The sequence below is a fragment of the Microbispora sp. H13382 genome, from assembly GCF_014161445.1.
In the GTDB taxonomy this organism is placed as follows: Bacteria; Actinomycetota; Actinomycetes; order Streptosporangiales; family Streptosporangiaceae; genus Microbispora.
Genome location: NZ_JABBXA010000005.1, coordinates 363,495 through 385,722, shown reverse-complemented (window position 1 = coordinate 385,722; position 22,228 = coordinate 363,495). Strand labels below are relative to the sequence as shown.

The following is a 22,228-nucleotide window of genomic DNA, read 5'->3' as shown; positions in this document are numbered from 1 at the left end:
CTAGAGGGCTGACCTGATCAGCGACGTGTGCTGACCACGAGGGCGCTGCCTCCGCCGCGCCGCGCGGGCTCGGCGACCGCCTGGACACGGCCGTTCCGCAGGAACTCCAGGCCGGTCGCCGCGCCGATCTCCCCCGCCGGCGGCCCGGGGACGTCCGTCAGCGTGTGACCGAGCGCGGTCAGCTCCGCGCCGTACCGCTCGGTGAACGCGGGCTCGGCCTGGGTGGCGGCGGTGTTGCGCTGCGAGGCGCGGGGCGCGGCCACGGCCTCCGGGAGCGACATGCCGAAGTCGAGCCGGTTCACCAGGATCTGCAGCACGGTCGTGATGATCGTCGCGCCGCCGGGTGAGCCGACGGCGAGCAGCGGCCCGCCGTCCTTGAGCACGATGGTGGGGGCCATGGACGACCTCGGGCGCTTGCCGGGCGCGGGCAGGTTCGGGTCGCCCGGCGCCGGGCCGAAGGTGAAGTCGGTCAGCTCGTTGTTGAGCAGGATGCCGCGGCCGGGCACCACGATGCCGCTGCCGCCGGTCTGCTCGATCGTGATGTTGTAGGCCGCCACGTCGCCCCAGCGGTCGGTCACCACGAGGTGGGTGGTCTCCGGCCCCTCCTTCTTCTCCTCGGGCGCCGAGGCCGCCGGAGCCGCGGAGGCGCACGAGGAGTAGGACCCGTCGGGCGACCCGGGCGCGGCGGGGTGCGCCATCGCCCGCGGGCCGATCAGGCAGGCGCGCTCCTTGGCGAACCCGTCGGAGAGCAGCTGATCCAGCGGCACGTCCACGTACGCCGGGTCGCCGACGTAGGCGTTGCGGTCGGCGAAGGCGAGCCGGGACGCCTCCAGGTATTCGTGCAGGCCGACCTTCGGGAGGGCCTCCAGGATCTTCAGCGCCTCCCCCACGGTCGATCCGCCGGACGACGGCGGCGCCATGCCGTACACGTCGAGGCCCTTGTACGTGACCTTGGTGGGCGGCCGTTCGAGCGCCCGGTAAGCCGTAAGGTCGGAGACCTCCATCAGGCCGGTCCTGACGTTCCTGGCGGCCCCCTGGCGCACCGGCGGCTTCTTCACGGTGGCGACGATCTCCCGCCCGAGCGCGCCGCCGTACAACCAGGCCGGGCCGCGGATGCCCAGCTCACGGTAGGTGCGCGCGAGGTCGGGGTTGCGGAAGACCGAGCCGACCGGCGGCGGCTGCCCGCCCGGCAGGTAGAGCGAGGCGGTCGAGGTGAAGTCGGCGAAGCGGCCGGCGTTCTGCTGCGTCTGGTCGTGGAACGTCTGGTCGACGACGAAGCCCTTCTCGGCGATCTCGATCGCGGGGCGCAGCGCCTGCCGCAGCGGCATCGTGCCGTACCGGCGCAGCGCCATGTCCCACTGCGCCACGCTGCCGGGGACGCCGACCGACAGCCCGCTGGTGACGGCCTCGTCGAACGGGATGCCCTCGAACGCCGTCGAGGTCATCGCCCGCGGGGCGGTCTCCCGCCCGTCGATCGTGGTCACCTTCCGCCTGCGGGCGTCGTAGTAGACGATGAAGCCGCCCCCGGCCAGCCCGGCCGAGTAGGGCTCGGTCACGCCCAGCGCCGCCGCCCCCGCCACCGCCGCGTCCATCGCGTTGCCGCCCTGGCGCAGCACCGAGAGCGCGGCCTTGCTCGCGTCGAGGTCCACGGTCGCCACGGCCCCGCCGTACCCCTCCGCGACCGGCCGCTTGACCTCCTGCGGAGGTGGAGGATGCACGCCGGCCCGGGCGGGCGGGGCGAGGAGGCCCGCCAGCGTGACCAGTCCCAGCGAAGTGACGACGACGCTCCTCATGCCTGGCACCTCCACCACACGCGCGATCACTCCAGCATGACTCACGGAGGTCAGAATCGCTGCGAGATTGTCCGCATTTGGACGTCCGGCCACTGCGCGGCCGGCCTGAGGAACGGGACTGAGGAGTTAGCGGGGAAACGAGCCGCCGTTCGCGTGAATGATGTTCGTCTCGCAGTGCCGACCACGATGAGGCAGGGCGACGGGCGACGCGGGGAGACCAGGCGAGCGGAACATACTCCGTCCGTCGTACGACCGACTGCGGCGGCCGGCGGATGCGGCCGCCTGCGACGATGGCCTAGCGTGCGGGTGTGCGCCCCGGTTCCGCGTTGTATCACCGCATCGATCCCGTCCTGCCGGTCATCGTCGGGATCGCCCAGGTGTTCCTGTCGATGGGCGCCCAATACTGGCAGCTGCGCAACCCCGACCTCGGGCGGGTGCCGCTGACATGGTGGGGTTACGCGCTGCTGCTGGTGGGGGCGTTCGCGATCGCGCTGCGCCGCCGGTACCCGGTCGCCGCGCTGACCGTCACGCTGACGGCGACCTCGGTCTACATGCTGTTCGACTACGCGTACGGGCCCGTGTTCCTCAGCCCGATCATCGTGATTTTCAACGCGGTGCTGTCCGGGCACCGCCGCGCGGCGTGGCTGTCGTCGACGGCGTTCTTCCTGTTCGTGGTCGCCTACGCCACCTGGCTCATCCCCCATCAGGCGAGTCTCTTCCACCACACCGCCGTCGCGGCGTACCTGCTGCTCACGCTGACCGTCGCGGAGTTCTACCGCGTGCGCCGCGAGCGCCTCGCCGAACGCGAGCGGGTCGAGCGGGAGGAGGCCAGGCGGCAGGCGAGCGAGGAACGACTGACCATGGCCCAGGAGCTGCACGACGTGCTCGCCCACAACATCTCGCTGATCCACGTCCAGGCGTCCACCGCACTGCACCTGCTGGACGACCACCCCGAGCAGGCCCGCACCGCGCTGAGCACGATCAAGCAGGCGTCCAAGGACGTGCTGACCGAGATGCGCGGCGTGCTCGACCTGCTCAGGGACGGCGCCCCGCGCTCCCCCACCGCCGGGATGGCCCACCTGGCCGACCTGACCGGGCGCAGCGGCCTGCAGGTCAGGCTGGAGGTCGCCGGGCGGGAACGCCCGCTGCCCGCGAGCGTCGACCGGGCCGGCTACCGGATCGTCCAGGAGTCGCTGACGAACGTCTCGCGCCACGCGCCCGGTTCGCGGGTGACCGTCCGCGTCGCGTACGCGCCGGAGGAGCTGGTCGTGGCGGTCGAGGACGACGGCGCGGGCGCGGCACGGGCCGAGACAAGCCTGGGCGGCGGCAACGGCATCCCCGGCATGCGGGAGCGGGCCGCCGCGCTCGGTGGGTCGCTGACGGCCGGCCCCCGGCCGGGCGGTGGCTTCCAGGTGCAGGCCCGCCTCCCCCTCCCCCCATCCGCCGGACTGAAGGAGCCGAATTGATACGCGTCCTGCTCGCCGACGACCAGGCGCTGGTACGGGCCGGGTTCCGGGCCCTGCTCGACGCGCAGGAGGGCATGACCGTCGTGGGCGAGGCCGGGGACGGCGAGCAGGCCGTCCAGCTCACCCGGGACCTGCGCCCCGACGTCGTGCTGATGGACATCCGCATGCCCGGCACCGACGGACTCACGGCCACCCGCCGCATCGGGGACGACCCCGCCCTCACCGACGTGAAGATCGTCATGCTCACCACGTTCGAGCTGGACGAGTACGTCTTCGAGGCCCTGCGCGGCGGCGCGAGCGGCTTCCTGGTCAAGGACACCGAGCCGGCCGAGCTGATCCAGGCCGTCCGGGTTGTGGCCTCCGGCGACGCGCTGCTGTCCCCCGGCGTGACGCGCAGGCTCATCGCCGAGTACGTCGCCCGCGCCAAGGAGCCGGGCATCGCGACCAGCCTCGACGCGCTGACCGATCGGGAGCGGGAGGTGCTCGCGCTCGTGGGCACCGGCATGACGAACGACGAGATCGCCACCCGGCTCTACATGTCCCCGGCGACGGCCAAGACCCACGTGAGCCGGACGATGACCAAGCTCCACGCCCGCGACCGGGCCCAGCTCGTGGTCATCGCGTACGAGTCGGGCCTGGTCAAGCCCGGCTGGCTATGAGGACCCGTCCTGAGGGCGCTCCTCCAGCACCGCGCGCAGGGCGGCGAGTGTCACGGCGGTCCGGGCGAGGTCGGCGGCGGGGACGGTGGCCGTGCGGGCGGCCAGCTCGTCCGCGACGGTGGGGCGTGCGGCGGCCAGGATCCGTGCGCCTTCCGGCGTGAGGCTGAGCACGGAGGACCGCCGGTCCTCCGGATGTGCCGCGCGCACGCACCAGCCCGCGCTCTCGAGCCGGTCGACCGCCTTGCTCACGGCGCCGACGGTGATGCCCACCTCGCGCACGATGTCGAGCACCCGGCACCCGGGGCGGCGGTCGATGATCTCCAGGAACTCGAACTGACCCAGGCTGACGCCGTGCTCGGCGCGCAGCCGGTCGCTCACCGCGTTGTACAGCCGGGTCTCCACGCGGACGAGGTCGACGAACAGGCGAGTGACATCCGTCACAGATACCGCTTTCATGGATTCCAAGGAATCATCTTCTCTGGAATCAGGTTGAGGGGTCACACAAGTGCATTACAAGTAATGCATTCTCTCACCCTCGATCCCCATGGAGGTCCGGATGACCCGCAAGCAGCGCGAGGCCGTCGACGCCCTGCACCGCAACGCTCCCGTCCACCCGAACCCGACGCTGGCGGAGCAGCGCGCCGGATTCGCCGGCGCCCTGTCCCGGCCCCGGCCCGACGACGTCGCGGTGCGCGAGACGGTGCTCGGCGGCCGTCCCGCGCTCGACCTGACCCCGGCCACCGCCACCGGTCGCGGGCGGCTGCTCTATCTCCACGGAGGCGGCTACGTCGTGGGGTCGCCCGGCACGCACACGGGGATCACCGCCCAGTTGGCGTCTCGTGCCCGGCTGCGCACGACGTCGCTGGACTACCGGCTGGCCCCCGAACACCCCTTCCCCGCAGCGGTGGACGACGGTCTCGCCGCCTACCGGGCACTGCTCGACGAGGGCGTACGACCGGAGGAACTGGTGCTCGCCGGAGACTCCGCCGGTGGCGGGCTCGCCGTCGCCACCCTGGTCGCGGCCCGCGACGCCGGCCTGCCTCAGCCGGCGGGCGCGGTCGTCTTCTCCCCGTGGGTCGACCTGACACTCGGCGGGCAGAGCATGAGCACGAAGAAGGAGGCCGACCCGATCTTCACCCCGGAGGCGATCCAGGCGTTCGCCACCCACTACCTGGCCGGCCAGGACCCCGCCCACCCACTGGCGAGTCCCGTGTTCGCCGACCTGCGGGGCCTGTCCCCGTTGCTGGTACAGGCCGGCTCGAACGAACTCCTGCTGGACGACGCCGTCCGGCTCGCCGCACGCGCCGCCGCGGACGACGTGGACGTCACGCTGCGGGTCTGGGCGCAGGTGCCGCACGTGTTCCAGAACCACTTCGGCCACCTCGACGAGGCCGACGAGGCGCTCGACGAGGCCGCCCGCTTCCTGTCCGTACGGGTGGAGGCCGGGCACGAGACACCTGGAGTGGGCTGACGTCCGGGCCCGACGGCGCCGCAGCGGGCCGCCGGGGCGCGCGGACCGGCGGTTCCACCGGCCCGCGGCGGCCCGGGCCGGCGGAACCGAGGGGGTGGGCCTCGATCCGCACCGGCGTGCGTGGAAGGCGGCCTTCACGTGGCCCTTCTAGCCGGCGAGCGGCTCCTGGAGCTCGGTGACCCACCGGGCGGGGTCCTCCCCGGCCTCCAGGTAGAGCTCCCTGGCGTACCCGGCGGAGCGGTCACCGCCGTCGGCGATCCACTGCGCCAGCGTCTGCGCGGTCGGGAGGACGTCGTCCATCGGCCCCCGGTGCACGATCGTGGCCGCCCGTTCGATCGCGGGCAGGTCCACGACCGCGAAGTCGTGCCCGTCCTCCGTCGCCACCGCGACCGGCATCGCGGCGTGCGCGAGGATGCCGTCGCCGCCGGGGACGTCCTCGTAGTAGGCGATCCCCGGCCCCACCGGGGTCACCCCGGCCTCGGCCAGTCTGCGGCACAACTCGTCGAACAGCGGGCCCACGACCGGGCTGATGTCCTCCGGCTCGTAGCTGCGCGCCACGGCGCTCAGCTCGGCCACCCGGACGGCCGGGATGCGCTTGACCACCACGTCGTCGGTGTTCATGTGTCCCTCACTCTCGATCGTCCGGAGTCTCGCCTCGACCTGGGCCAGCCGTGCCGTCGCGGCGGCCATCGCCGCCTCCAGCTCCGCCTGCCGCAACCGCAGCATCCCCCGCAGTTCCTCGGCGCTCACCCGCTCGTCCAGGACTTCCCGCACCTGGCGGAGCGTGAAGCCCAGGTCCTTGAGCGCGGTGATCCGGTTGAGCCGGGCGAGCTGACCCGCCTCGTAGAACCGGTAGCCGCTCGCGGGATCGACGTGGGCCGGGCGGAGCAGCCCGATCGCGTCGTAGTGGCGCAGCATGCGGACCGACACGCGGCCATGCCTGGCGAAGTCTCCGATGGTGAACATGGTGTGGCCGATTCCAGCGCCTCACACCGTGTCAGGGTCAACAGTGCCCATGCGGATGCTCCGAGGCGGCGCGTCCAGCGGTCCGGGCAGCCGCAGCGGGCCGCGCCCGGGGGTGATCGTGCCGAGCACCCGCGATCCGGCCGCGCCGGTGCAGGCGGGCACCGTGCCGGGCAGGCCGTGCGCGGTCAGCCAGCCGAGGTAGGAGAACGCGATCGCCTCCTTCGCGTCCGAGGGCACGCCGAGGTCGTCGCTCGGCAGCAGCCGCGCACCTGCGGCCCGCTCGCGCAGGGCGCGCATCAGGGCCGGGTTGCGCACCCCGCCGCCGGACACGACCACCGTTCCGAGCCGGTGCCGCCGCATCTCGGCCGCGACCGTCTCGGCGGTGAGCGCCGCGAGCGTCGCCAGCAGATCCGGCAGCCCCAGCGCGTACGGCCCGGCCACCCGTTCCAGGTAGCCCGCGTGGAACAGCTCCTTGCCCGTCGTCTTGGGCGGCGCCCGGTGGTAGTAGGGCTCGGCGAGCAACTCGGCCAGCAGCCCCTCGTGCACCCTCCCCGCCGCCGCCAGCCTGCCGTCCTCGTCGTACGGCCTGCCGGTGGCGTCGAGCACCGCCGCGTCCAGCAGCGCCGAGGCCGGGCCGGTGTCGTAGGCGAGCGGCGGCTCGCCGGCCGTGGGAGCCACAGTGAGGTTGGCGATGCCGCCGAGGTTGAGGGCGCCCGCGCGACCGGGCGAAGCAGCCGGCCCGCGCGATCCGGGCAGCCCCCGCGGCCCCTGCGGCTCAGGGGGTTCGGTGGGCTGGTGCAGATCAGGGGGTTCCGGCGGCTCGGGCGAGCCGTGCGGCCCGGAGGGCTCGCGCAATCCGGCGAGCAGCGGCAGGTCGAAGGCGGACACGAGCGGCGCGCCCTGTCCTCCGGCCGCCACGTCGCGCCCCCGCAGGTCCGACACGACCGGGACGCCGAGACGTTCGGCTATCCAGGCGGGCTGGCCGAGCTGGAGCGTCCCGCGCACACGCCCCTCCTCGACCCAGTGATACAGCGTCTGCCCGTGCGAGCAGACGAGGTCGGCGGCCGGGCAGCCCGCCGCCGCCTCGGCGAACGCCTGTCCGACGAGCGTGTCGAGACGGCAGACCTCACCCATGTCCGTACGGTTCGGCGGCAGCGCGGCGACGATCGCGGCCCGCAGGCCGGGCGGGTACGGCACCGTGCCGGTGTGCTCCACGACGCCGGTGAGCAGGTCGCCGTCCGCCGACCAGCGGACGAGTGCGCAGTCGATCCCGTCGTGGGAGGTCCCCGAGATCAGCCCGAGCACGCGCATGCCCACCTCGCGAGAACTGCTAGCCGGCTCTCGGCGGAAGGCCGACGAGCTTGGTGAGGAATCGGTCGATCTGCTCCTCCGCGGGCGGCCAGGGCAGGTCGGGCTCGTTGATCCGCTGCGACAACATGCCGTTCACGGCGGTGCGCAGGTCGATGGCGACCGTGGCGGCGTCGTCGCGCGGGACGATCCCGGCGTCCATGCAGCGCTGGACCGCCTCCGTGGTCCTGGCCACCAGCACCTCCTTGAACGGCATGCCGAGCCGGCGGTGGACCGCGCTCTCGTGCAGCACCTTGTACAGGCCCGGATGTTCGTGTGCCCAGGCGGCCTGCGCGAGGATGCGCGCCCGCAGCCGCCCTGCGGGGTCCTCCTGCGCCGCGTCGGCCTCGTCGCCGGCCCGCACCAGTTCCTCGTGGCAGCGCCGCAACACCGCGAGCACGAGCGCGTCACGGTCGGGAAAGTGCAGGTAGACCGAGGTGGCCGCGATCGACACCTCGCGCGCCACGGCCCGCAGCGACAGCGCCTCGTCGTCGGCGAGGTCGTCGAGCATCCGCATGGCCGCCGCGACGATCTCCTCGCGCAGCCGCTCGCCCTGCCCGCGCGCGTTCGGACGGCGGCGGGCGGCGGGAGTCGGGGGCCCAGGTGTCGGAGTCGGGGTGGCTTCCATGACCGGCCCATTGTATGAGGAGAGACATCACGCTACAGTCGTAGCGCTACAGCCGTTCACAAAGGGAGCGAATCCTGTGTCCGTGGAAACTCCGACCGACTTCGACGTGATCACCGGGCTGGACCCGGTGTTCGCCCAGATGGCCGCCGCCAGCGTCGGGCACTGCTGGGCGGTGCCCGAGCTGTCCGACCGCGAGAAGGTCTTCCTGGCCCTGGTGGCGGACGTCTGCCAACCGGCCCTCGGCCTGCCGTTCGAGATGCACGTCCGCGAGGGCCTGCGGCGCGGCCTGTCCACCGCGGACATGCGGGCGCTGCTGCGCCTGATCTCCTACGACAGCGGGTACGCCGCCGCGCTGGCCGCACTGGAGCGGCTCGCCGAGATCGAGGCCGCGGCCGGGCTGCCCCGCCCGGACGCCGAGTCACTGCCCCGGGAACTGGTGGAGACCGGCCCCGGCGCCGCGCCGACCCCGCTGCCCCAGCCGGTGCGTGCCGAGCTGAGCGGGCTCGACCCGTACTTCCTGGAGTACTTCGACCTGCAGTCGCGCATGCGGGGTGTCCAGGGGCCGGGCACGTTGAGCGTCCGCGAGCGGGCGTTCATGACGATGAGCGTCGACGTGCACTACCAGACACTGGACGAGACGTTCCGCATCCACGTGGGCCGCGCCCTCGGGGCCGGCGCGTCACACGAGGACGTGCGGGCCGTGCTGCGCTTCAACGCGCAGTTCGGGGCGACACGGGCATGGCAGGCGTGGAAGGCGCTCAACGCCTGCCTCGCCGAGCCCGCTCCCGCCCGCTGATCCCGTACGCCCCGGCCCGCACCGCCTGACCGTACGGGCCGGCAGAACGGGCGGGACCGATAGGGCGGGCTCTCAGCGGCCGATCTTGTCCAGCTCGGCGAGGTCCTCGTCGGAAAGCGAGAGCCCGGCGCCGGTGACGTTCTCGCGCAGGTGCGCCACCGACGAGGTGCCGGGGATCAGCAGGATGTTCGGCGACCGCCGCAGCAGCCAGGCCAGGGCGACGGACATCGGCGTCGCGTCCAGCCGGGCCGCCACGGCCGACAGCGCCGAGGACTGCAGCGGGCTGAAGCCGCCGAGCGGGAAGAAGGGCACGTAGGCGATGCCCTGCTCGGCGAGCTCGTCGATCAGCTCGTCGTCCTGACGGTGGGCGAGGTTGTACATGTTCTGCACGCACACGATCGGCGCGATCGAGCGTGCCTCGGCGACCTGCTCCGCCGTCGCGTTGCTGACGCCGAGGTGGCGGATCAGGCCCTGCCGCTGGAGGTCGACGAGCGTCTCGAACGCCTCGGCGAGCGAGCCGGGCCGGGGGCCCTGGGCGTCGCCGAGCCGGAGGTTGACCACGTCCAGCGTCTGGAGGCCGAGAGCTTCGAGGTTCTCGTGGACGGCGCGGCGCAGGTCTTCGGGCCGGCGGGCCGGGGGCCAGCCTCCCTGCTCGTCGCGGATCGCGCCGACCTTGGTCACGATGTGCAGCGAGTCGGAGTACGGGTGCAGCGCTTCCCGGATCAGCTGGTTGGTGACGCGCGGCCCGTAGGCGTCGGCGGTGTCGATATGGGTGATGCCGAGGTCGACGGCCTCGCACAGGACGGCCAGCGCGCCGTCACGATCGGCGGGCGGGCCCATGACCCCGGGGCCGGCGAGCTGCATGGCGCCGTAGCCGAACCGGGTGACGGTCAGGTCGCCCAGAGTCCAGGTGCCGCCGGGAAGCGAAATGGAGAGCGTGCTCATGCCTCTGTCTTTCGTGGTGAGCTGAATGGTGGTGCCTCACGGCCCCCCTGCTGCAGTATGGATAGGTAACTTCCTGACGGGAAGTACGCACTTCGGAGTGCGTAGGGCACCCCCGGGTTAGAGGAGCGGTCGATGGCGACGATGACGGCGGCCCAGAAGAGGGAGCAGGCCAAGGCGGAATATGACGCTTTCCTGGCGGCATGTCCAAGCCGCAAGCTGCTCGACCGGATCTCCGACAAATGGGTCACGCTGGTCCTGGCCGCGCTGGGCGGCGACAGCGCGCGTCAGCGAGGCGCCGACTGCGGCGGTGAGCCCCGGCCGATGCGCTACTCCGAACTGTCCCGCCTGCTCGCCGGCGTCAGCCAGAAGATGCTCACCCAGACGCTGCGCTCCCTTGAGCGTGACGGTCTGATCACGCGCACCGCGACGCCGACCGTGCCCGTCACGGTCACCTACGAGCTGACCGACCTCGGTCTGTCTCTGCACCAGATGATGCGCGGCCTCAAGACCTGGGCCGAGGCGCACATGGACGACGTGCTCGCCAACCGCGCGACGTACGACACCCGCACGGCCTGACAGCCCGGACACCGCCCGGCAGTCCGGACACCGCCTGACAGCCCGGACACCGTCTGCCGGGAGCCGTGGCGCGCCGTGCCGCACGCCCCGCCAGGGCGCCCCGACCCGTGGGCCCCGCTCAGGGCGCCCTCCTCAATTCACCCTGCTCGATGCACCCTGCTCAATTCACCCTGCTCAATTCACCCTGCGTTCGCGGCTCGGCTCGCTCTGCCGGGACGCCCGGTCCACCGCCGTGACGTGGTAACGGTGGCCGGGCACGCCGTCGGGGTCCACCCAGCGGACGTGCCTGCCCGCGGGCACGACGGCGACCAGGTGCGCCGCGTCGGCGAAGTCCTGCCGGCGGGCGGGCCGGTCGAACCGGAAGACGGCGAACTGGAACGGGGCGCGGGGTCCCGTCGCCTCGACGTGCAACTCCACGCCCCCGCTCACGCGCCGGGCCGAGGCGAGCACGGGACGGCGCGGCGGCTCGCCGCCCGCGAGCCTGGGCAGCAGCGGCGCGAGCGCGGGCCGCGTGTAGTGCCCGCTCACGACCGCGCTGATCGAGCCGAGCCGGTCGTCGCGGACGTCGGCCGCGTTGTACCAGATGTCTCCCCCGACCTCCGGATGGTCCCGGTTGAGCGTGAGGTGCCGGGCGAGCTCGTCCGGCTGGAACCACTCGGCGGGCTGCCCCGCCGTCCCCGCCTTGTACGCCGCCTGGCCGATCCACAGCTGCACCCCGGTGCCGGCGGCCACGTCGGACCACCAGGGGACGAGCTTGGCGTAGTCGGCGTTCGACTGGCCGATGTACCAGTAGAGCTGCGGCGCGACGTAGTCGAGCCAGCCCTTCTTCACCCAGCCCCGGGTGTCGGCGTGCAGGTTGTCGTACGACTGGCCGCCGCTGGTGTCGGAGCCGAGGGGGTCGGTGGCCTTGTTGCGCCAGATGCCCGAAGGGCCGATGCCCCAGATCACCTCGGGCTTGGCCCGCCGCACACGCCGCTGCATCTCCCGGACGAGCAGGTCGACGTTGTTCCGCCGCCAGGCGGCCAGGTCGGGGAAGCCCGCGCCGTACGCCGCGTAGGCCGCGCTGTCGTCGAACGCCGTGGTGTTGACCGGGTAGAAGTAGTCGTCGAAGTGCACACCGTCGATGTCGTAACGGGTGACGGCGTCCATCATCGCGTCCTGCACGAACGCGCGGACCTCGGGGATGCCGGGGTTGTAGTAGAGCTTGCCGCCGTACGGGACGATCCACTCGGGGTGGCGGCGGCCGGGGTGATCGGGATGCAGCGCGGCCGGGTCCGCCCGCATCGACACGCGGTACGGGTTGAACCAGGCGTGGAACGCGAGCCCTCGCCGGTGGGCGGCCTCGACGGCGAAGCCCAGCGGGTCGTAGCCCGGGTCCTGCCCCTGGACGCCGGTCAGATACTGCGACCACGGCTCGTACGGCGACGGCCAGAAGGCGTCGGCCGTCGGCCTGATCTGCACGAACACCGAGTTGAGCCGGCGCGCCACGGCCAGGTCGAGCCAGGCCGCGAGCTCGGCCTGCTGCCGCTCGGGCGTCAGCCCCGGCTTGGACGGCCAGTTGATGTTGACGACCGAGGCGATCCACATGCCGCGCATCTGACGCAGCGGCGGGACGTACCCGGCGGGCGAGGCGGAAGCGGGGGATGCGGCGAGGGCGGGCAGCGGGACGCTCGCCGCCGCGGCGGCGAGGGCCAGGCCGCGCAGCATGGAACGCCGGGAGGGGGAGCTCAATCGGACCTCCGAAAGCCGGGGGGATGCGGCGATCACGACACTGGCAGAAACTTACTTTCAGATCAATGCCGATAAAAGAAAGTGTCATAGACGTGTAATCTGCCCCAGGAGGTCCTCGTTGGAGACGCGCCAGACGTGCCGGGTCACGTCGCACATGTCTCGACATGTGGACTTCTGATCCCGTTGTCCCGCGCCGGCGGGCGGGTGGATCTAAGCTGATCGCGCAATGGAGAGGCTGCAGGTGATGAACGAGAACGAGGGCGCCGCACCGGTCAACCCGATCGCGACGGTGCGTGCGGTGCTGCCCTCGCTCACCCCCGCCGCCCAGACCATCGCGCGTCTCATCCTCGACGACCCCGCCATGGTGGCCCGCAGCACGATCACGGAGATCAGCGCGGTCTCGGGGATCAGCGAGGCGACGATCGTGCGGACCGCACGGGCGCTGGGCTTCGCCGGCTACTCACAGCTGCGGTTCGCGCTGGCCGCGGCCGTGGCCAGGGACACCCCCGAACGGCTCGTGCCGGGCGACCTCGCCCCGGACGACCCGCTGACCGACGTCATCGCCAAGGTCACCCGGGCCGAGTCGCAGGCGCTCGCCGACACGGCGGCGCAGCTCAGTCCCGAAGGGCTCGGCGCGGTGGTGGACGCCGTCGCCGGCGCCCGCCGCGTGGACGTGTACGGCGTGGGCGCCTCCGGTCTCGTCGCGGCCGACATGGCGCAGAAGCTCATGCGAATCGGGCTGCCCGGCCACTACTTCACCGACGCGCATCTCGCGCTCACCAGCGCCGCGCTGCTGCGCGAGGGGGACGTCGCCGTCGGGGTGAGCTGCACCGGCGAGACACCCGACGTGCTCGGCCCGGCACGGGTCGCCCGCAAGGCCGGTGCGACGGTCGTGGCGATCACCAACAACCCGCGCTCGTCGCTGGCCGGGATCGCCGGCCACGTCCTGGTCTCCGCCGGTCGCGAGACGGCGTTCCGGCCGGGCGCGCTGGCCAGCCGGATCAGCCAGCTCCTCATCGTCGACTGCGTGTTCGTCGGCGTCGCGCAGCGCACGTTCGACACCTCCGACGCCGCCTTACGGGCGACCCGCGACGCGCTCGCCGACTACCTCGGCGACGCCCACCGCCGCGTCCGTAGCGCCTGACCACTCCGCGAGCGCCCGGCCGGCCCGCCCACGGCCAAGCCCCGACCGTCCGCTCCCCCGCCCGGCCGGCAGGCCCTCCTGACGGAAGGCCGGAGCTCGTCAGGCGGCGCCGCCCGCATGGCGGGCGGCCTCCAGCCGGTCGCCGTTGGCCCGCAGAAGCGTGCGGGCGTCGTCAGGGCCGAGGTCGCGCTCGATCATCAGCACCGCCGCCTTGATGTTCCAGTCCGCCGCCTCCAGCGCGGCCCGCGCGGCAGCGGGCCCGGCGCCGGTGAGGTCGCCGACGATCCGCGTCGCCCGGCGCGCGAGCTTCGCGTTCACGGCCGAGACCTCGATCATGGTGTTCCCGTACGTCCGGCCGAGCCGGATCATCGCGATCGTGGAGATCATGTTGAGCACGAGCTTCTGGGCGGTCCCCGCCTTGAGCCGGGTCGAGCCGGCCACCACCTCGGGGCCGACGACCACCTCGATCGGATGTTCGGCCCGCTCCGACAGCGGCGACCCCGGATTGCACGACAGGCTCACGGTCAGCGCCCCGCGGCGGGCGGCCTCGCCCAGCGCGCCGAGCACGAACGGCGCCCGGCCGCTGGCGGAGATCCCCACGAGCGAGTCGAGCGGGCCCAGGGCCTGGTCGGCGACGGCCGCCATTCCTCCGTCGTGGTCGTCCTCGGCGCCCTCGATCGACCGGGTCAGCGCGGCCTCGCCGCCCGCGATGACGCCCTGCACGAGCTCGGGGTCGGTGCCGAAGGTCGGCGGGCACTCCGACGCGTCGAGGACGCCGAGCCTGCCGGACGTCCCCGCGCCCACGTAGAAGAGGCGTCCGCCCCCGCCCATCCGGGCGACGATGGCGTCGACGGCGGCCGAGACGGCCGGGATGGCCCTGGCCACCGCGCCGGGCACCGTGGCGTCGGCCGCGTTCATCAGCCGGGCGATCTCCTCGGTCGGCAGCCGGTCGATCTCGCGATAACGCGGATCACTCTGCTCGGTGAACAGCTCGCTCTGCTCGGTGAAGAGCTGCTCGGTGAAGAGCTGCTCGGTGAAGAGCTGCTCGGTGTACATCTCGCGCTGCTCGGTGGACAGGCCCGCCAGTGGGTCAGTCATCTCGTCCCCGTCGTTGGAATCCGTCTCCCTCGTGCCGCCCTGGCTCACCGGCGGCTCACCGGCACGGCGACCACACTGCGGCGTTCGGGATGGAAGCAGGCGTGCCGCTGCGGCGTGTCGCCGTCGTGGCCGAGCACGGGCCGCTCCCGCTCACACCGCTCCGTACGGAACGGGCAGCGCGGCGCGAACAGGCAGCCCCCCGCGTGGTCGCTCGGGTGGCCGCCCGGGTGGCCGCTCGTGTCGTCGCTCGGGTGGTCTCCCGACGCCTCCACCGGCACGACCCGCTGCTCGCCCGGCGACTCCAGCCCGTGCAGCACCGGAATGGCCGACAGCAGCGCCTGGGTGTAGGGATGCACCGGCGCCGAGATGACGGTCTCGACCGGGCCGCGCTCGACCACCTGGCCGCGGTAGATGACGTACAGCTCGCCGTCCGTGCCGATGTAGCGGGCGGTCGCCACGTCGTGGGTGATGAACAGCACGCTCACCCCGAGCCGCTCGCGCAGGTCCTTCAGCAGCGCGAGGATGCCCAGGCGCAGCGACACGTCGATCATCGAGACGGCCTCGTCGGCGACCAGGACCTCGGGATCGACGGTCAGCGCGCGGGCGATCACAACGCGCTGGCGCATGCCGCCGGACAACTGGTGGGGATAGCGCGGCAGCACGTAGCCCGGGTCGAGCCCGACCATGCCGAGCAGTTCCCCGGCCCGCTCGTCCGCCCACGCGCGCGGCCGGCCCGTCTGCCGCGCCCGCAGCGCGAGCGGCGCGGCCAGCGCCTGGTGGATGGTGCGCGTCGGGTTCAGCGCGGAGTACGGGTCCTGGTGGACGAGCTGGACCCGGCGGAAGTACGGCTGCCGCCGCCGGTGGCTCAGCGACGACATCGCCACGCCGTCGATGACGATCTCGCCCGCGTCGCAGGTCTCCAGCCCGGCGATGATCCGGCCGAGCGTGGTCTTGCCGCAGCCCGACTCGCCGATGAACGAGACGGCCCCGCCCTTCGGGATCGCGAAGTCCACGCCGCGCAGCGCCGGGACCTCCCGCGCGCCGAGCACGCCGCCGCGCTGCCGGAACGTCTTCGTGATGCCGGTCCCGCCGATCATGCCTGGTCCTCCCCCGTCGTGGCGGCCACGGCCCGCCTGTCCCCCTCGTCGTCCCGTACGGCATGGCAGGCCGCCGACCGGGAGCCCCGGGTGACGACGGGCGGGCTGCCGGTCTCGCACACGTCCATGCGCAGCGGGCAGCGGTCGCGGAACACGCACCCGTCGGCCGGGACGTCGGCCAGCGTCGGCGGGCGGCCCGGCAGGGCCCGCGCCTCGCCGATGTCGCCGACCAGACGCGGGATGGCCCCGAGCAGCCCCCGCGTGTACGGGTGGCGCGGCCCGGCGAGCACGTCGCGGGTCGGGCCGTGCTCGACCACGCGTCCGCCGTACATGACGGCGAGCCGGTCGGCGACCTCGGCGACCACCCCGAGGTCGTGGGTGATGACGAGCGTGGTGAGCCCGCGCTCGGCGTGCACCTCGCGGACGATCCGCAGGATCGTCGCCTGGGTGATCATGTCGAGGGCGGTCGTGGGCTCGTCCAGCACGACGAGGCGGGCGTTCAGCACCAGGGCCAGCATGATGCCGACCCGCTGGCGCATGCCGCCGGACAGTTCGTGCTGGTAGGAGTCGAGCACCCGGGCGCCGTCCAGGCCCATCCGGCCGAGCAGGCCCCGGGCGTCGGCCAGCAGGCCGCGCATGTCCTCGACGCCGTGCGAGCGCCCCAGGTCGAGCACCTGCTTGCCGACCGTCTTCAGCGGGTTGAGGGAGTTCTGCGCCGCCTGGAAGACGTACCCGACGTGCCGGCCTCGGGCCCGCCGCAACCCCTCGCCGCCGAGCGCCACGACGTCGCCGAGGCCGTCGATCTCGACGCTGCCCGCCGCGATCCTGCCGGGCGGCTGGACGGCGTTGAGCAGCGACAGCGCGAGCGTGGACTTGCCCGAGCCCGACTCGCCGACCACTCCGGTGATCGTTCCGGGCGCCAGATCGAGATCGACGCCGGACACCGCCGGGAGCTCTCCCGCCGGGGTGCGGTAGACCACGGTCAGCCCGCGGATCCGCACACCGGGAGGACCCTGCTCGGAGGCCACGTTCACTCCTCCCGCAGCCGGGGGTTGAAGATCTCGTCCATCGCGTCCACGATCAGCACGATGCCGAGCGTGAGCAGCAGGATCGCCAGTAGCGGCGCCAGCAGGTACGGCAGCGCGGCCGTCGTGGTCAGCGCGCCGCCGCCGAAGACGGCGAGGTTGAGCATGACCCCCCAGTTGTTCGCCTCGAACGGCAGCACGCCCAGGAAGAACAGGCCCACCTGCGCGTAGACCGCGCCGGTCACCGCGATGAGCGCGTTCATCGCGATGTACGGGGCCATGCCGGGCAGCAGCTCCCTGCCGACGATGTGCGTGGTGGACAGGCCGAGCCCCCGGGCGGCCTCGATGAACCCGCGCTCGCGCAGCGACAGCGTCTGCGCCCGCACGGCCCGGGCCACGCCGCCCCAGCCGAGCAGCCCGAGCACCAGGCCCATCTCGACGGCGCCGGTGAACTTCCACACCGTCGACAGCACCAGCAGCAGCGGCAGGCCGGGGATCGTGAGCTTCATGTCGGTGAACCGCATGAGCACGGTGTCCCAGCGGCCCCGCCGGAACCCCGCGAACAGCCCGATGCCCGCGCCGACCACGACCGTGATGACGGCCGTCACGACGGCGGTCAGCAGGACGTACCGTGTTCCGGTCACGACGAGGGCGAGCACGTCCGTGCCCTCGAAGTCCGTGCCGAACGGATGCCGCAGGCTCGGCGGGGCGTAGAGCGCGCTCGTGTCGCGGGGCAGCGGGTCGGGGTAGAGCAGCGGCCCGAAGATCCCCATGACCGCGAACACCACGAGGATGACCGCCCCGGCCATCCGGCTCGGCTTGCGCCGCATGACCCGCCAGACACCCCGCCAGAAGTTGCGCCGCACGGCCGCGGCGGCGCCCGTCTCCGGCACGATCGTGCTCGTCATGCGACCCCCTCGCCTGGCGGCTCGGGGTGGCGTCGTGCCGGAGGCGCGCAGGTGACCCTGCCGGGCAGCTCGCTGTGTTCACTGATTCGCTCGCTTCGCTCGCTCATGCCGTCCCCTCTCCACTGCGCACCCGGGGGTCGATGACCGTGTAGAGCAGGTCGGCGGCGATGTTCGCGACGACGACCGCCGTCGTGATGAGCAGGAACGCCCCGCCCATCAGGGAATAGTCGCGGTTGTTGACGCTGTCGATCAGCATCAGCCCCAGGCCGGGATAGTTGAAGATGCGCTCGATGAAGATCGCGCCGCCGAAGAGCAGGCCCAGCGAGAGCGCCAGGATCGTGAACAGCGGCAGGATCGCGTTGCGCGCGACGTAGCGGAAGATGATCGACCGTTTCATGCCGCGCAGCTCGGCCGCCAGGATGAAGTCGTCGCCGAGCACCGTGACCACACTCGACTTCATCGCGAGGATCCACCCGCCGTAACCGGCCAGCGCGTACGTGACGACCGGCAGGGTGGCGTGCTCGACCAGCGAGCCGATGTAGTCGGCGGTGAAGCCGGGATCGATCACGATGTCGGCCGTGCCCCCTGCCGGAAGGATCGGGATCAGCGTGGTGAAGATCGCTCCCAGCAGCAGCGCCAGCACGTACTGCGGGACGCCGTGCAGCAGCGATCCGGAGATCGCGAGGAGGTCGCCGAGCACGCCGGTCCGCTTGATCGCGGCGTAGACGCCCATGACGACGCCGGCGAGGAAGCTCAGCAGCGTCCCGGCGAGCACCGGGATCACGGTCCACTTGGCCGCCGAGAACAGCACGGTCGACACCCCGGCGCCGGGCACGGACAGCGACTGCCCGAGGTCGAGGTGGGCCAGGCCGCCCATGTAGCCGAGGTACTGCTCCCACAGGCCGCCCTTCGGCGTGAAGCCGTACAACGCCTCGACCGCGCGCTGGGCGGCGTCGGGGGCCATGCCCTGCTCGACGAGCTTCTGGTAGCGCGCCGCGAGCGGATCGCCGGGGACGCTCCTGATGATCAGAAAACTGATCGTCGTGACGACCAGGATCATGACGAGCCCGCGGGCCACATGGCCCGCGAGCCGCCGGAGGAGAACCGTCACGGACTACTGCTTCTTCTTGATCAGGCCGAGCTGGATCCAGACGCCGGAGGGCTGGCGCAGCAGGTCGCTCTCGTCCTCGGGGAAGCCGGTGAAGCGGTTGGTGTTGACGAACTGGGTGTTCACGTAGTCCCACAGCTGGATGACCGGGAGGTCCTGGTTGGCCGCCTTGGCGAGCTTGGCGATGACCGCCTTCTGCTCGTCGCCGCTGACGCTGTTGAGCTGGGCGGTCAGCTCGCCGGGGTTGACCGTGCCGACGCCGTCGACGTCGATCGTCTCCGGGCCGCCCATCCAGTTGCCGTCCTTGCCGGGCGCCGAGTGCTTGACCTTGCCGCCGAGGATGTTCCAGCCGTTGGAGGTGCCGTACAGGCGCTGGAAGATGTTGTACGGCGCGGGGCCGAGCGCGATGAGCCAGAAGCCGAGGTCGTACTTGCCCTCGGAGAGCTCGGACAGGTAGAGCGGATAGTCGGCGGTGGTCACCACCTCGGCGTCGACGCCGGCCGCGGTGAGCTGGCTGGTGATGGCCTTGGCCGCGGAGACCCAGTCGGAGAACGGCGCCGGGATGTGGATCGTCACCTTCCAGGGCTTGCCGTCGGGCAGCGCCCACTTGCCGTCCTTCTTCTGCAGGCCGGCCTCCGTGAACTCCTTGTCGGCCTTGGCCGGGTCCAGTTCGTACGGGTCCAGCGCGTCGAGTCCGGCGCCGAGCCACTCCCTGGCGGCCTTCTGGTGGATGCCCGAGGTGATCACGGCCGCCGTGCCGCCCTCCGGCGAGGCGATCCGCGTGACCTCCTCACGGTTGACCAGGGAGGCCAGCCCGCGCCGCACGTGCACGTTGTCGTACGGCTTCTTCGCCTGGTTGAACGCGAGCGAGACGGCCACCGGGGAGTAGCCCTTGACGACCTGGTTGCCGGGCGTCGCCTTGATGCGCGTCATCACGTCGGCGGGCACCGCGGTGAACGGGGCGTTGTCGAGCGTGCCGGAGGTCAGGTAGTTCCAGATCTGCTCGTTCCCGGTGGTGTTGAGCAGCTTGAGCTGGTCGGGTGCGACGTTGGCGGCGTTGTAGAAGTTCGTGTTCTTCACCAGCAGCGCCTCGCCGGGGTTCATCCGCTTGAGGACGAACGGCCCGGCCGACACGTCCTGGGGCGGAGCGAACGCGAGCACCTTCTCCGACAGCGCCTTGATCTGCCCGCGCGCCGCCTCCGCCTCCGGGCCGTCGCCGCGGGCGGCCTTGAGCATGTCCCAGAAGTCGGCGGGGACGACGCTCTGCCACACGTGCTGGGGCACCACGAAGGCGTCCATGACCCCGCGCACGAACGTGACGCTGGGGTTCTTCATGTCCTGGGTGATCTTGATGGTCGTGTCGTCGACGACTTCGACGTCCGAGGCGGCGCCGGCCGCGCCGGGATCGACCGCGAAGGCGGTGCTGCCCTGGGTGTAGGCCAGCGCGATGGAGAACTTCACGTCATCGGCGGTGACGGGCTGCCCGTCGGACCACTTGTTGCCCGGCTGCAGGTGCAGGGTGATGGAGGAGTTGTCCGGCGCGATGTCCCAGCTCGCCGCGATGCCCGGATAGAACTGGTTCGGGTCGGTGAGGGTGTTCTTCGCCCAGGCGATCCTCATCGCGTTGTAGCCCCAGAACGCGTTGCCCTTGGGGTTCCACGGGTTGATCGGCGCGTTGACGTCGAGCGACGGCTTGTTGATATCCACCGTGGTGTAGACGCCGCCACCGCCGCCTGTGGAGTTCCCGTTCGTGCCGCCGCCGCTGCATGCCGCGACGGCCGCGAGGCTGAGCAACGCCGCGACCGCTGTCAGACGTTTCATTGACCGCTCCGGGGGGTTGTTCTGATGCGGATCTTGTCCGGACCTTAAGCACGGACCCACAGGCGGGTCAATAATCTGCAAAACTCGTGAGGGTTCTGCAACTTTCCTTCATTCGGGTCACGGCGAAACCGAGCACCGCGACCGGCCGCCGGGAGTGGCGGACTTCTCTCCGGCCGGTCAGCGAACTGTTACTGGTCGCCTCCATGCGATCACATTACGTTGCGAGGAAAGGCCCCGCCGTACGAGGAGGACTGGCGTGAAGTCCATCGCCCGATTTTGTGGCAACTGCAGCTGCGGCTGCCCCGAGCTGTTCGTGGACGCCTCCGCCCCGGCCGAGCGTCAGGTCGTCATCACCGACGACTTCGGCCAGAAGGTGGAGATGAGCCTCGACCAGCTCGGCTCGCTCGTGGAGGCGGCGAAGACCGGCGCGCTGGACGACCTCGCGCTCACCGGCTGACCGTGAACCCGGCCGCCCTGTTCGCCGGGGGCCTCGCCGCCGGCCTCGCCGCGGGCACGGCGTCGTGCGCCGCCGTCCAGGGCGGCCTTCTCATCGGCCTCGTCTCCGGGAACGCCTCCGGGAACGCGGCCGGCCCGTCCCGTGCCCTCCCTCCGGTGGCCGCGTTCCTGACCGGCAGACTCGCCGCCCACACCGCCCTCGGAGCGTTGCTCGGGCTGGCTGGCGCGGCGGTCCAGGTCGGCCCGGGCACCCGGGCGGCGCTGCTCGTCGCCGCCGGAACCGTGGTGGTCGTCCTCGCCGTACGGATGCTCCGCCGGCGTCACGAGGCGGGCTGCGCACCGCCCGGGGAAGTGCCCGCACGCGCCCCGGGCGGGCGGCCCCCGCCGGACCACGCGTCCGTCGGCATCGGGCACGACTGCGCGCCGCGCACCGCACCCGGCCGCACGGCCTCCGCCGCGTGCGGGACCGCATCTCCCGGCACGGCCGCCCCGCTGAAGAGCACGCGAGGCGGCACACGCTCCCCCACTCTCGTGCGGGCGGCCGGGCTGGGCGCGGCCACGATCTTCGTTCCCTGCGGCGTCACGGTCGGCATGGAGGTCGTGGCCGTCTCCACGGGTTCCGCGTCCGGGGGCGCGGCCGTGCTCGCGGGGCTCGCCCTCGGCACCGCTCCCGCCTTCGCCGCCCTCGGGCTGCTGGTGCGCACGCTTGCCTCGACCCGGCTGGCCGCCCTGGCGGGGATCGCGGCCCTGGCCGCCGGGCTCTTCACCGTCGGCTCCGGCTTGCGGCTCGGCGGCTGGCTGCCGGACTTCTCCCAGGCGCAGTTCGGCTCCCCCGCCGCCGCCGCGGGACGCGCCCTCACCGGGACCGACGGCGTCCAGCGGCTCACGGTCTGGGCGACCGCCGAGGGTTTCCGGCCCGGCATCGCCGTCGCCGCCGCCGGGCGGCCCGTCGAGATCGCCTTCAGGACGAGGGACAACCGGGGCTGCACGCGCACGCTCGCGATCGACGACCGCGACGTCGTGCTCCCCGTGACCGGCGAGCGCGTGGTGCGGCTCGCGGCCCGTCCGGAGGGGCGGCTGCGCTACGCCTGCGGGATGGGAATGTACGTGGGCTTCGTCAGGTTCGAGCGCGTCCCATGACACCAACGTCTTACCAATAACCCTCCGTGACGACTCGGTTACGTGTCACCCTG

General features: G+C 72.4%; 21 protein-coding genes. 8 read left to right on the top strand and 13 right to left on the bottom strand.

All coding sequences use genetic code 11. From position 1 onward, the window contains the following. Positions 1–17 precede the first annotated feature (17 nt). Positions 18–1,793: a gamma-glutamyltransferase gene (gene ggt / locus HHX41_RS13635; protein WP_182906236.1), complete on the bottom strand. Its 1,776-nt coding sequence runs from the start codon at positions 1,791–1,793 to the stop codon at positions 18–20. 308 nt (positions 1,794–2,101) lie between these two features. Between ggt and HHX41_RS13630 the strand changes: the two genes are divergently transcribed. Both HHX41_RS13630 and HHX41_RS13625 read left to right on the top strand, forming a co-directional pair. Continuing rightward, complete coding sequence (locus HHX41_RS13630) at positions 2,102–3,259, top strand: sensor histidine kinase (RefSeq protein ID WP_310741975.1); 1,158 nt, start codon at positions 2,102–2,104, stop codon at positions 3,257–3,259. Beyond that, the gene (locus tag HHX41_RS13625; protein ID WP_169982974.1) at positions 3,256–3,918 is read left to right on the top strand and encodes a response regulator transcription factor; all 663 of its coding nucleotides are present in this window, start codon (positions 3,256–3,258) and stop codon (positions 3,916–3,918) included. The genes HHX41_RS13630 and HHX41_RS13625 overlap by 4 nt, the downstream gene beginning before the upstream one ends. Here HHX41_RS13625 and HHX41_RS13620 read toward each other — a convergent pair. Continuing rightward, complete coding sequence (locus HHX41_RS13620) at positions 3,913–4,359, bottom strand: MarR family winged helix-turn-helix transcriptional regulator (protein ID WP_169982973.1); 447 nt, start codon at positions 4,357–4,359, stop codon at positions 3,913–3,915. The genes HHX41_RS13625 and HHX41_RS13620 overlap by 6 nt on opposite strands. A 115-nt stretch (positions 4,360–4,474) precedes the next feature. On the opposite strand from HHX41_RS13620, the gene HHX41_RS13615 reads away from it, so the two are divergent. After that, complete coding sequence (locus HHX41_RS13615; RefSeq protein ID WP_169982972.1) at positions 4,475–5,389, top strand: alpha/beta hydrolase; 915 nt, start codon at positions 4,475–4,477, stop codon at positions 5,387–5,389. A gap of 147 nt (positions 5,390–5,536) precedes the next feature. On the opposite strand, the gene HHX41_RS13610 is transcribed toward HHX41_RS13615, so the two are convergent. The 3 genes from HHX41_RS13610 to HHX41_RS13600 are packed head-to-tail and all read right to left on the bottom strand — an operon-like array spanning position 5,537 to position 8,330. Next, a complete protein-coding gene (locus HHX41_RS13610) occupies positions 5,537–6,355 on the bottom strand; it encodes a MerR family transcriptional regulator (RefSeq protein WP_182906235.1) in 819 nt (272 codons plus the stop codon). Between the two features lie 21 nt (positions 6,356–6,376). Continuing rightward, entirely contained in the window at positions 6,377–7,666 is a 1,290-nt protein-coding gene (locus HHX41_RS13605) for an anhydro-N-acetylmuramic acid kinase (protein ID WP_182906234.1), read from the bottom strand. A gap of 19 nt (positions 7,667–7,685) precedes the next feature. Continuing rightward, the gene (locus tag HHX41_RS13600; protein WP_182906233.1) at positions 7,686–8,330 is read right to left on the bottom strand and encodes a TetR/AcrR family transcriptional regulator; all 645 of its coding nucleotides are present in this window, start codon (positions 8,328–8,330) and stop codon (positions 7,686–7,688) included. An 82-nt stretch (positions 8,331–8,412) separates the two neighbouring features. On the opposite strand from HHX41_RS13600, the gene HHX41_RS13595 reads away from it, so the two are divergent. Next, entirely contained in the window at positions 8,413–9,126 is a 714-nt protein-coding gene (locus HHX41_RS13595) for a carboxymuconolactone decarboxylase family protein (RefSeq protein ID WP_310741974.1), read from the top strand. A 72-nt stretch (positions 9,127–9,198) separates the two neighbouring features. Here the strand turns inward: HHX41_RS13595 and HHX41_RS13590 are convergent, their stop codons facing one another. Next, the gene (locus HHX41_RS13590) at positions 9,199–10,071 is read right to left on the bottom strand and encodes an aldo/keto reductase family oxidoreductase (protein ID WP_182906231.1); all 873 of its coding nucleotides are present in this window, start codon (positions 10,069–10,071) and stop codon (positions 9,199–9,201) included. A gap of 132 nt (positions 10,072–10,203) precedes the next feature. Between HHX41_RS13590 and HHX41_RS13585 the strand changes: the two genes are divergently transcribed. Next, positions 10,204–10,647, top strand: a complete 444-nt coding sequence (locus HHX41_RS13585) for a helix-turn-helix domain-containing protein (protein WP_169982966.1) — start codon at positions 10,204–10,206, stop codon at positions 10,645–10,647. A 174-nt stretch (positions 10,648–10,821) separates the two neighbouring features. Here the strand turns inward: HHX41_RS13585 and HHX41_RS13580 are convergent, their stop codons facing one another. Then, entirely contained in the window at positions 10,822–12,378 is a 1,557-nt protein-coding gene (locus tag HHX41_RS13580) for a glycoside hydrolase family 10 protein (RefSeq protein WP_220504012.1), read from the bottom strand. 244 nt (positions 12,379–12,622) lie between these two features. Here HHX41_RS13580 and HHX41_RS13575 point away from each other — a divergent pair, with 244 nt between their 5' ends. After that, positions 12,623–13,522 carry a MurR/RpiR family transcriptional regulator gene (locus HHX41_RS13575; RefSeq protein WP_169982965.1) on the top strand — a complete coding sequence of 300 codons (900 nt, stop codon included), beginning with the start codon at positions 12,623–12,625 and terminating at the stop codon, positions 13,520–13,522. A 99-nt stretch (positions 13,523–13,621) separates the two neighbouring features. Here HHX41_RS13575 and murQ read toward each other — a convergent pair whose 3' ends face one another. From murQ to HHX41_RS13545, 6 genes are all read right to left on the bottom strand, one after another. Beyond that, positions 13,622–14,620, bottom strand: coding sequence for an N-acetylmuramic acid 6-phosphate etherase (gene murQ, locus HHX41_RS13570; RefSeq protein ID WP_259400914.1), 999 nt, complete (start codon positions 14,618–14,620; stop codon positions 13,622–13,624). Positions 14,621–14,664: 44 nt separating this feature from the next. Next, entirely contained in the window at positions 14,665–15,717 is a 1,053-nt protein-coding gene (locus tag HHX41_RS13565; RefSeq protein ID WP_182906230.1) for an ABC transporter ATP-binding protein, read from the bottom strand. Beyond that, positions 15,714–16,745, bottom strand: a complete 1,032-nt coding sequence (locus HHX41_RS13560) for an ABC transporter ATP-binding protein (RefSeq protein WP_310741973.1) — start codon at positions 16,743–16,745, stop codon at positions 15,714–15,716. Before HHX41_RS13560 ends, HHX41_RS13565 begins: the two co-directional genes overlap by 4 nt. Before the next feature lie 2 nt (positions 16,746–16,747). Further along, positions 16,748–17,650, bottom strand: coding sequence for an ABC transporter permease (locus tag HHX41_RS13555; RefSeq protein ID WP_182906228.1), 903 nt, complete (start codon positions 17,648–17,650; stop codon positions 16,748–16,750). Positions 17,651–17,753: 103 nt separating this feature from the next. Beyond that, a complete protein-coding gene (locus HHX41_RS13550; protein WP_310741972.1) occupies positions 17,754–18,761 on the bottom strand; it encodes an ABC transporter permease in 1,008 nt (335 codons plus the stop codon). A 3-nt stretch (positions 18,762–18,764) separates the two neighbouring features. Next, positions 18,765–20,579 (bottom strand): ABC transporter substrate-binding protein, encoded by a 1,815-nt coding sequence (locus tag HHX41_RS13545; protein WP_182906227.1) that lies wholly within the window; start codon positions 20,577–20,579, stop codon positions 18,765–18,767. A gap of 256 nt (positions 20,580–20,835) precedes the next feature. On the opposite strand from HHX41_RS13545, the gene HHX41_RS41730 reads away from it, so the two are divergent. Both HHX41_RS41730 and HHX41_RS13535 read left to right on the top strand, forming a co-directional pair. After that, positions 20,836–21,036, top strand: coding sequence for a hypothetical protein (locus HHX41_RS41730; protein WP_143737724.1), 201 nt, complete (start codon positions 20,836–20,838; stop codon positions 21,034–21,036). 2 nt (positions 21,037–21,038) lie between these two features. Next, entirely contained in the window at positions 21,039–22,175 is a 1,137-nt protein-coding gene (locus tag HHX41_RS13535; RefSeq protein WP_182906226.1) for a sulfite exporter TauE/SafE family protein, read from the top strand. Positions 22,176–22,228 lie beyond the last annotated feature (53 nt).

Bases quoted from the DNA above. Each gene is read 5' to 3' on its own strand.
- ggt (WP_182906236.1), bottom strand. From the start codon at position 1,793: ATGAGGAGCGTCGTCGTCACTTCGCTGGGACTGGTCACGCTGGCGGGC.
- HHX41_RS13545 (WP_182906227.1), bottom strand. From the start codon at position 20,579: ATGAAACGTCTGACAGCGGTCGCGGCGTTGCTCAGCCTCGCGGCCGTC.
- HHX41_RS13575 (WP_169982965.1), top strand. From the start codon at position 12,623: ATGAACGAGAACGAGGGCGCCGCACCGGTCAACCCGATCGCGACGGTG.
- HHX41_RS13555 (WP_182906228.1), bottom strand. From the start codon at position 17,650: ATGACGAGCACGATCGTGCCGGAGACGGGCGCCGCCGCGGCCGTGCGG.
- HHX41_RS13565 (WP_182906230.1), bottom strand. From the start codon at position 15,717: ATGATCGGCGGGACCGGCATCACGAAGACGTTCCGGCAGCGCGGCGGC.
- murQ (WP_259400914.1), bottom strand. From the start codon at position 14,620: ATGACTGACCCACTGGCGGGCCTGTCCACCGAGCAGCGCGAGATGTAC.
- HHX41_RS13590 (WP_182906231.1), bottom strand. From the start codon at position 10,071: ATGAGCACGCTCTCCATTTCGCTTCCCGGCGGCACCTGGACTCTGGGC.
- HHX41_RS13605 (WP_182906234.1), bottom strand. From the start codon at position 7,666: ATGCGCGTGCTCGGGCTGATCTCGGGGACCTCCCACGACGGGATCGAC.
- HHX41_RS13615 (WP_169982972.1), top strand. From the start codon at position 4,475: ATGACCCGCAAGCAGCGCGAGGCCGTCGACGCCCTGCACCGCAACGCT.
- HHX41_RS13610 (WP_182906235.1), bottom strand. From the start codon at position 6,355: ATGTTCACCATCGGAGACTTCGCCAGGCATGGCCGCGTGTCGGTCCGC.
- HHX41_RS13600 (WP_182906233.1), bottom strand. From the start codon at position 8,330: ATGGAAGCCACCCCGACTCCGACACCTGGGCCCCCGACTCCCGCCGCC.
- HHX41_RS13585 (WP_169982966.1), top strand. From the start codon at position 10,204: ATGGCGACGATGACGGCGGCCCAGAAGAGGGAGCAGGCCAAGGCGGAA.